Origin of the sequence: Eximiradius sp. (assembly GCA_937127445.1) — a bacterium.
Lineage (GTDB): Bacteria > Bacteroidota > Ignavibacteria > Kapaibacteriales > UBA2268 > JAKIZO01.
In genome coordinates this window covers 1-13,231 of record CAKZLY010000015.1, presented here as the reverse complement: position 1 = coordinate 13,231, position 13,231 = coordinate 1, and the positions used below count along the sequence as shown (strand labels likewise).

Below are 13,231 nucleotides of genomic sequence, written 5' to 3'. Positions count from 1 at the left end.
TTGTTAAAAAATAACAGATTAAGCGTAGAAAATAAACGTTCAAAATCGAACCGTGTTCAAATTTGAACGCTCAAAATAATACATATTATTTATTTGAAAAAAGTTATTTTTGTAGTTGTTTTTTTAATCAAAATATGTCGCAATCTCGAAAGATAATTAAAAATTTTGTTTGGTTGAGTATTGCCGAGTTCGCAACTAAAGGTATTAGTTTTTTCAATAACGCTTATTTAGCTCGCGTAATTCTTGCTGATGGTTATGGCAAAATTAACTTTGCAATTGCAACAGTTACGTATTTCATAACTTTTGTTACATTAGGCTTGAATGTTATTGGAGCTCGTGAAGTAGCTCGCAATCCTGAACGCAAGGTTTTCTTCGTTAATTCAATAATTTCTATTAGATTACTTTTATCTTTTTTTGCTAACGTTGGTTATTTTGGGTTTACTTGGATTAATAATTTTTCCGATTCTCAAACATTAATATTAATAATTGCTTCATTCTATATTCTTTCATCAGTTTTTACGATTGATTGGTATTACCAAGGAATTGAAAAAATGGAGGTGCTTGCAATAAGACAATTCCTTATTGCAACCCTTAATTTTATCGGAATTGTTGTGTTTGTTCATTCACCTGATGACGTTGTTATTGCAATTGTTGTTATGGCTTGCTCGACTTTACTAAATACTCTACTTCTTCTAATCCCATATTTTCGTGAAACTTGTTCGTTTGCTTTCAACTTCAATTTTCAACAATTAATCCCAATTATCAAAGATGCAGTTCCCGTCTCATTGTCGCAATTGCTTCTAGTTTTTCTAAGTAGTTCGAGTATAATATTAATTGGGATTTTGCTTCCATTTGCAGAAACGAAATTGGGTATTTACACCGCTGCCAATAAACTTATGGTGCTGTTGTTTCTTCCAATAACAGTTATTCAAATAGTCTTCTATCCATATTTTTCAAAAGCAGACGATCTGAATGAGCGACAAAAAGCATACGAAAAATACATTACCTTGAATATTATTATTGGGGTTTTTCTTTCCACATTTTTCTTTTTATTCGCTAAGAATGCCATTGAATTAGTCTATGGGAAAAATTATACCGATTCGGTAACACTACTAAAACTTATGATGCTGATTGTAATGATGTCCTATATTTCTCAAACTGCTATTCATCCACTTATTGCCTGGAAAAAAGAAAAAAAAGTATTGAAAATCATTTTTCTTGCAGCAGTAATCAATCTAATTCTAAATTCTATTTTACTACTAAAACTTGATATTATTGGAGCTGTTTGGGCTAATATTGCTACTGAAATTTTTCTGATGTTTTGCTTTATTTTGATTATCAGGAAAAATATTCAGCAATATCCATTTATTTTGATTAGTAAAATTTTATTTATAGGACTATTGTCCGGCTTTTTTGCCTATCAGGTTTTAGCCTGTACTAATTCAGTTTTGTTAAGTATAATAACGTCATTAATTACATATTTTTTTATTATTTTAGTTGTTAAAATTATTACTATACGAGAAATAATAGGTTATCTGAAACGATGAAATACGACTACATTATAGTAGGTGCTGGCTTCGCTGGGTGTGTGCTTGCTGAAAGGATTGCTAACCTTTTGGATAAGAAAGTATTAATAATTGAAAGAAGAAACCACATCGGCGGAAATTGTTTTGACTATTATGATGAAAATGGCATTCTGATTCATAAATATGGTCCACACATTTTTCACACAAACAACAAAAAAGTTTGGGACTATTTATCAAGATTTACTAATTGGCATTTTTATTTTCACAAAGTCTTGGCGGTTGTCGAAGGTAAAAAAGTACCTTTGCCATTTAATTTAAATTCTATTGACTTGCTTTTCCCAGAGCATCTCTCCATCAATTTTGCTAAAAAACTCGTTAGTAAATATGGCTATGGACTGAAAATTCCGATTTTAAAGTTAAAAGAAGAAAATGATGATGATTTGAAATTTTTAGCCGAGTATATCTATTCAAATGTTTTTATAGGATATACTTCAAAACAGTGGGAACTTAATCCAACGGAACTCGATTATAGCGTTACTTCACGAGTCCCAATTCTCATTGGGCGTGATGATAGGTACTTTCAGGATACTTTTCAAGGAATTCCTAAGCAAGGATACATCCATTTATTTCAAAATTTGTTGAGTAATAAAAACATTAGTGTTCTTCTCAACATTGATTATAAGTCTGTTCTTGATGAGTTGAAATATAAAAAATTAATTTACACAGGTGAAATTGACTATTTTTTTGATTTTGAGTTTGGGCAGCTTCCATATAGAAGTTTAGAATTTGAAGTAAGAAACCTAAAACAAAATTATTTTCAAGAAACTGCTCAGATAAATTATCCTAATAATTATGATTTTACTCGTATTACTGAATTCAAACATTTTCTTCCGTATAATAATGATTCTACAACAATTGCACTTGAATATCCTACTAAATACGATAGGAACAAAAATGAGCCATATTATCCTATCCCAAAAAAAGAAAATGATGAATTATATCAAAAATATTGGCAGTTAGCTCAGCAACTACAAGGAAAAGTTTATTTTGTAGGTCGCTTAGCAGAATATAAATATTATAATATGGATCAGGTGATTGCTTCTGCCCTGATGTTATTCAATCAAATTGCAAGCGATGACTAATGAAAATTATTTCAATAGAAACAAGTGGCAGCGTATGTAGTGTTTGTCTTTCAATCGACAAAAATGTTGTTGCTGAATATAGTATTTTAAAAAGTTTTGAACATGATAGACTACTTGCTTTGCTTGTGCAAAGAATACTGGATGATTTTCAAATGACAGTGGCAGATATGGATGCTGTGGCTGTTTCCTCAGGTCCTGGTTCATTCACAGGGCTCAGGATAGGCGCTGCATTTGCAAAAGCTCTTTGTTTTGACAATAATCCAAGGTTAATTGCTGTGCCTACTCTTTCTGCAATGGCACTTTCAGCAGCAGATTTTTCTGAAAATTATCAAGATATTTGTTGCGCTACAAGTTCTCATAAAGATTTTGTTTATTTTCAAAAATTTGATAAAAATGGATACCCGATAAACGATATAATTTTTGATACAATTAATAGCGTGATTGAATTTTGCTCAGATAATTCATTGCTTTGTGGAAATGGATTTTCTCGCATAGGCAAAAAGTCGCTTTTCTGTAATGGTATCTCGTCAACAATCATTAATAAACTTGCTGTTAATTTATTTGAAACTAATTCGTTTATTTCTTCAAAAGATTTCGTTCCAATGTATGTGCAAGAATTCGTTCCAAGAAGTAATGAAAAATAAATGTTTTATAGTAATATTTTTATTATTAATCGTAGGGCTAACACTAAATGCCCAAACTACTGATGTATTGATAGAAAAAGGTAAATTATCACTGTTTAAGAATAATTACCAAAGTGCTATTAAATTTTTCGAACAAGCAATTTCCAAAGATTCAAATTCTTTCGAAGCGTATTATTATCGAGGATTAGCACATTTATACAGTAAAGATTTTTTCAAAGCAGTGGATGATTTCACAAGCACTATTCTTCTGAAAAATGATTTTGCTGATGCATATAATAGCCGTGGCCTTGCTTATAGCTACTTAGACCAAATTGAACTTGCTCTGTATGATTTTTCACGTGCTATCGAGCTTGACCCAAAATTTGCCGAAGCATATATGAACCGAGGAAGTTATTATTTGGCAGTCGAAAACTTCGAACTTGCCCGCAAAGACCTTGAAAATGCCGCAAAATATTCAACTACTAATCCTGAGCTGTTTTTTCTTCTTGGTAAGCTCGAATATGCTGCTCATAATTATCAAAAATCAGTAGATTATTTTACTAAAAGCCTTTCGCTTGGTTTAAAGGATGAAAAAGTGTATTTTAACCGTGGCAATACCTATGTGAAGCTAAATCAATTTCAAAAAGCAATTGACGACTATACGAAAGTGCTCGAAATTAATCCCGAAGATTTATTTTCATACAATAATCGAGCTTTTTGTTATGATAAATTAGGGATGGCAAATCAAGCTGAAGCAGACAAACAAAAAGCTCAAGAAATTCGCGAAAAAATTTATCCTAAACCTGTTTTTGGAGAAATGAAATTTGTTTCCGATCCAGATAGTGTTGTTTTATTTATGCTTCCAGACAACTGGTACTATTGGTTTGTTAAAGATTCAACAAAAATTAATATTTTAGTTTCCAAAGATTATATTAATCCTTATTCCGATGTCCTAAATATCGGAGCTAATGGTGCGTTAATCTGCAATTTAACCAATGATATTTCCAACCGTAGCGACGATAATATTGTTGAATTTTGGGAAGCTGCAAAATCCCAAGTGGCTGAGAAATTTGAAATTTACGAGTTTAAATATAAAAAATCTATGCGATACAAAGGCACTCAGGCTTTTGAAAATCTTAGCCGCGTGCAATATAAAAATACACATAAAATTTTTAATATGCTTGAATTTGCTATGATTCAAAATGAAAAAATCTTCTTCATTAATTTTCAAGCACCTGAAGATGAATTTTTCCTTTACGAAGAAATGTTCCAAAAAATCAAAAATTCCATTGAAGTTAATTTCACCAAAGAGGTTTCTAAATGAAAAAGATTTTGATTGCTCTTACCGTTTCCTTACTATTGTTTGGTTGTTCGAAAAATTCTGAGAATAATACTATCAAGTTTTGGCATTTTTGGAGCGAACCAAATCAAAAACAAGCTTTATTGGATTTAATCTCTCAGTTTGAGAAAAAATATAATTGTAAAGTGGAACTTACCGAACTAAGCTGGAATGACGGTAAAACTAAACTTATTGCTGCTTTCAATAGTGGCACTGCACCAGATGTTCTCGAACTTGGTTCAGATTGGGTTGCTCAGTTTTCTTCATCAAATGTGTTGAAATCTTTGAATGCTGATAGCTTTTTAGTTAATAAATTCATTCCATTTAGCTTAGAACCTTCATATTGGAATAATAATTTATATGCTATTCCCTGGGTAGTTGATACTCGCGTATTATTTTTTAATAGAGAACTCCTTAACAAAGCTGGAAGAGATGGCAATCCGCCAGCAACGATGTCAGAACTTCTTGAAATGGCTCGTGCAGTTCATTTAGGAAATGATATTTATGGCTTTGGTGCTAATGGTGCTGACCCACACCGTCTTTACAAAAAAATATTGACTTTTTTTTGGACTTTTGGTGGCGATATTTTTTCGCCGAATGGCGAATTGGTACTTGCAAGTCCACAGAATGCTTCTGCTCTCAGCTTTTATAAAGAATTATCTAAATTCGGGATGATTGAAACTCAACGTCAGTTAGATGCTGCATTTGTCCAGGGTAAAATTGCATTCTGGATTTCAGGTGGCTGGCTTATTCAAAAAATTCAAAACGAAAATCCTAAATTAAACTTTGGAATTTCTACTATTCCTACTTATCAAAATAATCCTGGTGTATCTTTTGCTGGTGGTGAGTACCTTGCCATTAATAATAAAACGAAAAACTACTTACTTTCAGCAGAATTAGTGAAATTTTTAACTGATGGCAAAAATGCTATTGAATTTTGCAAGAAAGTGAATGAAGCCGGTTTCCCTGCTGATAAGAATTACTTCAAAAACAACGATCTTGTCAATTCCGAAAACAAAAAAGCTTTTGCCGAACAACTTATGTCAGCTCGAATGACACCAGTTCATCCGCACTGGCTCGAAATCGAAGAAATAATTGAAAATGCCGTCGTTGAAGTTCTTTACGATAAAGTTGATGCTTTCACCGCTTTGAAAGATGCACAAAACCAAATAAAATCATTGTTGGACAAAAAGTAAATAAATATGAGGAATATACTGATATTATCCTTTTTTGTTTTGAGCTTTATGCTTTTTTCATCCTGTTCTGATAGCAAAACCAAACAGAAAAAATTTCTTAATGCTTACAAAGAAATACTTATTGCAAGAGAAACAATTGCCGATTCAACAGAAGCAAACAAAAAAGTAGCAGAGATTTTGAAAAAATATGATTATGACGAGTCTAAATTTCGCAGAGATTTTTTTGAATTAGCAAAAAATTCAGATGATTTCAGAACACTTTTGGATTCTTTGCGCAATTCTATTATCAAAGATACCATCAGGTGACTATGACAGAGAATCTTTTGCTTGCTTTTATTCTGACAACCTTAGCTGGTCTATCGACTGGTATAGGTAGTGCTATTGCTTTCTTTGCAAAAACTACTAATAAAAGTTTTCTCTCGATATCACTTGGTTTTTCTGCTGGCGTGATGATTTATGTTTCTTTAGTCGAAATTTTTGCAAAAGCACGAAATTCATTGTCCGTTCATTTTGGCGATTCTCTTGGATATATTTATACCGTCATCGGTTTTTTTATCGGTATATTGGTGATATTGGTGATTGATAGATTAATCCCATCTTACGAAAATCCACACGAAGCTAGAACTATTGAAGAAATGAATGATGAAGCCGAAAAATCAAAAAAACTAAAACGTATGGGCGTGCTTACCGCACTCGCTATTGGTATACATAACTTTCCCGAAGGTATCGCTACTTTTACTGCAGCCCTGACAGAACCAAAACTTGGTATTTCAATTGCAGTTGCCATTGCAATTCACAATATTCCCGAAGGTATTGCTGTATCTGTGCCTATGTATTTTTCTACTCAAAGCCGCAAGAAAGCTTTCTGGTATTCTTTTACTTCTGGTTTAGCCGAGCCTGTCGGTGCTATTATGGGTTTCTTTCTTCTTAAAGCTTTCTTGGATGATTCTACTTTTGGTTTTGTATTCGCTGCTGTTGCAGGTATTATGGTGTTTATCTCAATTGATGAACTTTTACCCACAGCTCGTGAATATGATACAGGTCATAAATCAATTTATGGTATGGTTGCTGGAATGTTCGTTATGGCGTTTTCACTCCTGTTGTTTATTATTTAAAGGATCTCGTATGATTATTCTTACTAAAATTGATGGCAACAAAATCACCGTTAATGCCGATGAAATTGAAACAATCGAAACTTCCCACGATTCTATCATAAGCCTAAAAAGCGGTAAAAAGATTTTAGTCAAAGAAAACTCGCACGAAATTATTGCTCTTGTTGTTGAATATCGCCGTCAATGCAATTCTAAAAGCGATGAAATTGCCCCTTAAATATTTCTCTTTTACTATTTTTTTATGTTTAAACTCCTTCTGTTCGTTTTCTCAAAACGCTCTTAATTATAGTTTCCAAAAAAATCTTGATAATTATTCATTCTTGTTTAATTTCTATTACACTATTAATTCGAACTTGGGACAATTTGAAATTAATCAAAACTACTCAGGAAATTCCAATGCTTATATTAAAAACTATTTTCGTGATGATGAGAATTTGAATTTTACTTATAAAAAAAACATTACAGATAACTTCAATATTATTTCAGTTTCTAACTATCTGAGCAATTCGGATAAACGTTCTATTGTCAACATTTACCAGCGAACTAATTCTTCCTTAGGATTAGAGTATAGTAATTCTCAATTTTCAGTCAATTCTACTTATGGTATCGAAAAAAATAAACATCAGCATTTCGATTCTTACGGTAACATTGTAAATATTCGTTATAATCTTACTCAGCTTGATTTTGATGAATTCTCTGTTTCTTCTGATGGGTTGGGCGAATTTTTGAAATTAGAGGATGGTAGGAATAACAAGGATATTTTACTTAGTCTTAATTTATTTAAAACCTATGACAACAATAATCATTTCAAAATTGTATCTAACTATAAGCAAAGCAATAGAGATTTCGGCTATTTCATTCCCCAGAGTTCGCCTGCTATCGAAACAAGACAAGAAGAGAGAATCCAAAATCAGATTTTAATTGCATACTCAATCACAAACTTTTTTACTCAATCGTTAACACTTTCCTGGGAGCGTTCCTCAATTGTGAGATTTTTCAACCGTTCGCTTCAAAACAATAATTATTCTTTTACAAATAGAAAGTTTGAAATCGACAATATATCTGTTAATTTAGAAAATAATTTCGATTTATCTTTTGTAAAGCAAAATTTTTCATTTTTCTTGCTGCGAAGAGCAGAAAATAATTATTTAGAAAATAAGTTCAATTTAAATAGTCCAGAATTTTCAACTCTAATTAATTACGAAAAACAAAAAGATAATATATACACAAATTTTCGTTTCTCTTCTGTAACATTTTTTGAGATTTCGAGAAAAAATACTCTTGGGATAAATTTCTCTTCTTCCATTACTCGATATGATACTCCAAGTAAATTTAATTATGATGATAGAGACGAACTTTCTATAACTTCAAGTTTACTATACACTTATCTAATTAGTAACAATTCAAAATTGAACTTGAATTTTGATATTTCTGCAACTCATCTTGTATTCTTAAAATCACAGCGTTCAGCTTTGAACAATTGGAACAGAATAATTAGATTTTCCCCTTCATTTGAGTACTCTTCTCAGTATTTCCAGATTAAACCGCAATTTGAAGTAATTGCTAATTATACAGTATACGATTTCGACAAACTTCCAAATTCAAGCAGAAGCCTTTCTTTTCGACAAATTTCATACAGTGACAGTATAAAATTATTTTTTTCGAAAGTTTTTTTTGCAGAAAGCAAAATTTACTATAAATACAATGAAAGAGGAGTATTATACTGGAGCTCGTTTGCTGAGATTCCTCAGCTTGCATATTCCGAACTTTTTTCCAATTTTATTTTTTGCACTAAATTATTAAATGATTATGCTAAATTTGGGATTGGTGTGCGAGGATATTCTTTAACTCAAACTAAACTTAACCGTTTATCTCAATTGAGCTCGACTAATATTTCACAAAAAAGTTATGGTCCTGAGATAAATATGTCTATTCAATTTATTAATAAATTATTCGTCAATATTTCAGGTTGGTATGAATTTAGATATTATAAAGGTGATAAAATCAAATCGCTTGTTAATTTTTTTCTACAAACGAATTACTTCTTGTAAAGTATGAAAAACTGTAATTATTGCAAGGTAGTTATCTTTCGCAGCGAAAAGGCTTCTATGACAAAAGTCGAGCCATTGCTGACTGAGATTAAACAAAAATATTCTATACCAGATGATAGATTTTATAATCTATTAATAGCCCTTTCAGAAGCTTTTAATAATGCTATTATACACGGAAACAAATTAAACCCTGAAAAAATTGTTGAATTGGAAATTCTTTGCAACGATACTGAAATGAAAATTAGCGTTAAAGACGAAGGTGAGGGGTTTGATTTATCGTCTGTGGCTGACCCAAGAGAATCCGACAACTTACTTAAAGAAAACGGCAGGGGAATCTTTTTGATTAGGTCTCTTCTTGATGACGCTAAATTTTATCCTTCAAAAAATGGGACAACCATCGAACTCATTTTTCGATTGACTAATACCTGATTTTGCTGAATTCTTCCTTTCCAATTTCACTTAGCCATTTATCCTTGTTTTCTAAAAAGTATTTTAAAGCAGCATCGTATTCGTTTGGTATTATTCCATCTAAAATAGCATCTTCTATTTTGCCTTTGATAATTCCAACAGGTTTGCTTGGAGGTAGATTACAAATTTTCATTATCTCTTCACCACGAACAGGCGACTGAAACTCTCGAAGCTTATCTTTTACCTGAACTTCTAGTACTTTTTGAGCAACTATATCGTAATTATTTAAATATTGTGCTTCTAAATATGGATTTTTGGTCGTAATATCTGCTTTGCAAAGAATAAATAAATCTTCAAGTGCATCTCCTGCTTGAAAAGCTAACCGCCTTATAGCCGAATCAGTTACCACTTCATCCACTAACTGCATCGGACGTTGATGGAGTCTGATTAATCGTTGAACATATTCCAGATTGTCAAGTGGAAATTTCATCCGTCGAAAAATATTGGACATTATCTTTGCCCCAAATTCCTCGTGCCCGTGGAAAGTCCAGCCGTTTGGAGTAATACGCTTTGTTTTATATTTACCAATATCGTGAGTAAGCGCAGCAAAGCGTAACCACAATTTATCACTAACGAGAGCAACGTTATCAAGCACTTTTAGTGAATGTAAAAATACATCCTTGTGTTTGTATTGTTTGCCGCCTTCTTCGATTATTTCAACACCGCTCAGATTATCCAATTCAGGGAAAATATATTTCAATAAGCCCGTTTTTTTGAGAATTAAAAGTCCTATGCTTGGTTTGTTCGCAGATAAAATCTTGAAAAATTCGTCTGTAATGCGTTCCTGAGAAATGATTTTTATTCTATCTGCCATTTGTGTAATTGCATCGAGTGAACTTTGATGTAGATGGAATTCCAGTTGTGCTGAGAACCTTGCTGCTCTCATCATTCGCAATGGGTCGTCTGAATAGGTTGTGTAAGGATCTAACGGTGTTCGAAGAATTTTGTTTTCAAGGTCATCTAATCCGTTAAAAAGATCTATTATTTCGCCAAATTTTTCTTCTAAAAGGCTTACTGCCAGTGCATTAATTGTGAAATCTCTTCTTTTAAGATCATCTTCTATAGTTCCAATGCTAACTATTGGTTTTCTCGAATTTGGAAGATATTCTTCTTTTCTTGTTCCAACAAATTCAAGTTGATAACCGCGATAGGGAAGCATAGCAGTTCTAAATCGCTCGAAAATAATAGCACTACGTTTTAATTTTTCCCCAACAAATTTTGCAAAAGCAATCGAGTCGCCAACAACAGTAAAATCAATATCTTTACGCTTGCGATTTAGCAGAACATCTCTAACATATCCACCGACAGCATAAACTTCTATACCAAATTCTTCTGCATATTCACTTATTCTTTTGACAATTGCTTCTTTAATTCTTATTTTAAGCATATAATTTATTCGTTGTAGTGAGCTACATCTTTAATATTAAAATAAGACTTTGAATTTGTATCTCGCCTGTCAATTGCAAGCAATGCAGAAGCATAAATCTCTCGCCACGTCAAGCCAAATTTTCCCATTAATTCTTCCGGTTCGCCACTTTCTCCGAATGTGTCTCGCACACCGACAAATTCAATAGGTACTGGGTAATTTTTAGCCAATACTTCGGCAACAGCACCTCCGAGACCTCCGTGTAATTGATGTTCCTCCGCTGTAACAATAGCACCGCATTCAAATGCAGCATCCACTATTGTTTGAACGTCGATTGGTTTAATAGTATGACAATTTATTACACGAGCTTTAATTCCCTTCCTCTTATATAATTCTTCAGCAGCTAAAATAGACTGCCAAACCATAATACCACAAGCAATTATTGCTACATCGTTCCCTTCGGTTAGCACATTTGCCTTGCCTAACTCAAAATGAGAATCTTTTTCCGTAAACATTGGAACAGGTGAACGGCCAAACCTAATGAATGCAGGACCTGCCATTTCTCCAATAGCAATGGTTGCTTTTTTGGCTTCTTCATAATCAGCGGGAACAACAACTGTCATATTTGGAAGTGTTCGCAAAAATGAGATTTCTTCGAGTGCTTGATGAGTAGCTCCATCAGGTCCAACAGTAATACCTGAATGACCACCGCCAATTTTTACGTTAGCATTATTATACGCAACAGAAATCCTTAACATATCGGAATTTCTAAATGCTGTAAATGCGCTATAGCTTGCAAAAAATGGGATTTTTCCAGAAAGAGCCAGTCCTGTTGCAATCGTTGTTGCATTTTGTTCTGCTATCCCTATTGAAAAGAATCTATCTGGAAATTTTTCCTGAAAAAATGAAGTAAGAACACTTCCAGTTACATCAGTACCTAACACAACTACATTATCATAGCGTTCTCCGAGTTCTACCAATCCTTCGCCAAAACCATGTCGTGTAGGTTTATTTCCTTTTATTTCGTATTTTTTCATGCTATTACCTTCGATTAAACTAAAATAATTCTACAATTTCACCTAATTCTTCAAGTGCTTTAATGGTTTGCTCTTCGTTTGGTGGATTCCCATGCCACTTATAATTGTCATGCATAAATGAAACACCTTTTCCCATAAAAGTATTTGCTATTATTACAAATGGCTTACCATTGTTATGAGTGTGATAATCTATGAATTTATCGAAAGCTGATAGGATTTCTTCGTAGTTGTGAGCATCAATCTCAACAACCTCAAAATTGAATGCTCTGAACTTGTCTGCTAATGGATATATGGACATTACATCACGCACCCGACCATCTATTTGGCAATCGTTGCTATCAACAATCCAACAAAGGTTGTCAAGCCTGTAATGTCCTGCACACATTGCTGCTTCCCAGCATATACCTTCCTGTAGTTCTCCATCTCCCGTCAAACAGAATACTCTTCTATCAGATTTATCTAAATACTTATCACTCATTGCCATACCTAATGCAATCGAAATCCCTTGACCTAACGAGCCAGACGAAGTCTCTAATCCTGGTAAATGGTGATCAATTCCAGGATGACCTTGCAATCGTGAATTATATTTCCTTAATGTCGATAGCTCAGAAGGTTCGAAATATCCTGCTCTTGCAAGTGTTGCGTATAATATTGGTGCAAGATGCCCTGCACTCAGAACAAATCTATCTCTTTCTTTCCAGTAAGGCTCTTCTGAGCGATAGCGCATAACCCCACCAAAGTATAATACAGAAAAAATATCAGCTGTTCCTAATGAACCACCACTATGACCAGACTTCGCCAAATACAGACTTTTTATTACATCTCTTCGTAATTCTAACGCAATTTCTGCACATTCTGATGGTTCGCGCCGTTTGTTTTGAAAGGTTTTTTCGCTAAATTTAATATTTATTGCCATATCTTTTTTTGATTTATGATTAATTATTTTTTCAAAATTAACAAAAAATAGACAATTTATGATATACTTTCAATAGACTAATTCGTTGAGTGTTTTTTTTTAGTAAATAATATATATTTGTATATTGTTTAATATATTTTTATCAAAATGAATAATATTGACAACACTCAAATGACTATTTCATATCGGCTTAATTTCTTCTCTAATCTGGGATATATTCTGCTGATTTTTTCTTTTCTGTTTACTACTAATGAAAGTATGATTAATAATAATTTCACAAATCACTCTATATTATATTTAGCAATTTTTTTTCTTATATCCTTCGCTATGATAATAATTGGGAAGAGGCAAAGAAAAATAATATTCGATGATGAAAAATTTGTCGTTAATAGTTCTAGTAATAATCAACTACACTTTTATAATGATTTGGATGAAGTTCATTTGGTTAGAAATCC

The 13,231-nt window shown here is 32.7% G+C and carries 14 protein-coding genes; 11 read left to right on the top strand and 3 right to left on the bottom strand.

Annotation, left to right across the window (positions count from 1 at the left end; translation table 11 throughout):
* Positions 1-134: 134 nt before the first annotated feature.
* Genes AC6QZF_RS04230 through AC6QZF_RS04185 form a run of 10 tightly spaced genes read left to right on the top strand, consistent with a single transcriptional unit; the run spans position 135 to position 9,418 of the window.
* Positions 135-1,547, top strand: coding sequence for an oligosaccharide flippase family protein (locus tag AC6QZF_RS04230; protein ID WP_499798628.1), 1,413 nt, complete (start codon positions 135-137; stop codon positions 1,545-1,547).
* Positions 1,544-2,668: a UDP-galactopyranose mutase gene (gene glf / locus AC6QZF_RS04225; protein WP_499798627.1), complete on the top strand. Its 1,125-nt coding sequence runs from the start codon at positions 1,544-1,546 to the stop codon at positions 2,666-2,668. The genes AC6QZF_RS04230 and glf overlap by 4 nt, the downstream gene beginning before the upstream one ends.
* Positions 2,668-3,312 carry a tRNA (adenosine(37)-N6)-threonylcarbamoyltransferase complex dimerization subunit type 1 TsaB gene (tsaB, locus tag AC6QZF_RS04220; RefSeq protein WP_499798626.1) on the top strand — a complete coding sequence of 215 codons (645 nt, stop codon included), beginning with the start codon at positions 2,668-2,670 and terminating at the stop codon, positions 3,310-3,312. The genes glf and tsaB overlap by 1 nt, the downstream gene beginning before the upstream one ends.
* Positions 3,302-4,615, top strand: a complete 1,314-nt coding sequence (locus AC6QZF_RS04215; RefSeq protein WP_499798625.1) for a tetratricopeptide repeat protein — start codon at positions 3,302-3,304, stop codon at positions 4,613-4,615. Before tsaB ends, AC6QZF_RS04215 begins: the two co-directional genes overlap by 11 nt.
* Positions 4,612-5,826, top strand: coding sequence for a sugar ABC transporter substrate-binding protein (locus AC6QZF_RS04210; protein WP_499798624.1), 1,215 nt, complete (start codon positions 4,612-4,614; stop codon positions 5,824-5,826). Before AC6QZF_RS04215 ends, AC6QZF_RS04210 begins: the two co-directional genes overlap by 4 nt.
* A gap of 48 nt (positions 5,827-5,874) precedes the next feature.
* Positions 5,875-6,132 carry a hypothetical protein gene (locus AC6QZF_RS04205; RefSeq protein WP_499798623.1) on the top strand — a complete coding sequence of 86 codons (258 nt, stop codon included), beginning with the start codon at positions 5,875-5,877 and terminating at the stop codon, positions 6,130-6,132.
* Positions 6,133-6,134: 2 nt separating this feature from the next.
* On the top strand, positions 6,135-6,941 hold the full coding sequence (gene zupT, locus AC6QZF_RS04200; RefSeq protein ID WP_499798622.1) for a zinc transporter ZupT: 807 nt from the start codon (positions 6,135-6,137) through the stop codon (positions 6,939-6,941).
* 10 nt (positions 6,942-6,951) lie between these two features.
* Complete coding sequence (locus AC6QZF_RS04195) at positions 6,952-7,155, top strand: flagellar FlbD family protein (RefSeq protein ID WP_499798621.1); 204 nt, start codon at positions 6,952-6,954, stop codon at positions 7,153-7,155.
* The gene (locus AC6QZF_RS04190) at positions 7,139-8,989 is read left to right on the top strand and encodes a hypothetical protein (RefSeq protein WP_499798620.1); all 1,851 of its coding nucleotides are present in this window, start codon (positions 7,139-7,141) and stop codon (positions 8,987-8,989) included. Before AC6QZF_RS04195 ends, AC6QZF_RS04190 begins: the two co-directional genes overlap by 17 nt.
* A 3-nt stretch (positions 8,990-8,992) precedes the next feature.
* The gene (locus tag AC6QZF_RS04185) at positions 8,993-9,418 is read left to right on the top strand and encodes an ATP-binding protein (protein WP_499798619.1); all 426 of its coding nucleotides are present in this window, start codon (positions 8,993-8,995) and stop codon (positions 9,416-9,418) included.
* Here AC6QZF_RS04185 and AC6QZF_RS04180 read toward each other — a convergent pair.
* The 3 genes from AC6QZF_RS04180 to AC6QZF_RS04170 are packed head-to-tail and all read right to left on the bottom strand — an operon-like array spanning position 9,408 to position 12,776.
* Positions 9,408-10,844 (bottom strand): CCA tRNA nucleotidyltransferase, encoded by a 1,437-nt coding sequence (locus tag AC6QZF_RS04180; protein WP_499798618.1) that lies wholly within the window; start codon positions 10,842-10,844, stop codon positions 9,408-9,410. The two genes, AC6QZF_RS04185 and AC6QZF_RS04180, sit on opposite strands and share 11 nt — an antisense overlap.
* 5 nt (positions 10,845-10,849) lie before the next feature.
* A complete protein-coding gene (locus tag AC6QZF_RS04175; RefSeq protein ID WP_499798617.1) occupies positions 10,850-11,860 on the bottom strand; it encodes a transketolase family protein in 1,011 nt (336 codons plus the stop codon).
* Between the two features lie 19 nt (positions 11,861-11,879).
* A complete protein-coding gene (locus AC6QZF_RS04170) occupies positions 11,880-12,776 on the bottom strand; it encodes a transketolase (protein ID WP_499798616.1) in 897 nt (298 codons plus the stop codon).
* Positions 12,777-12,923: 147 nt separating this feature from the next.
* Here AC6QZF_RS04170 and AC6QZF_RS04165 point away from each other — a divergent pair.
* The coding region (locus AC6QZF_RS04165) for a hypothetical protein (protein ID WP_499798615.1) at positions 12,924-13,231 on the top strand (308 nt) is incomplete at its 3' end.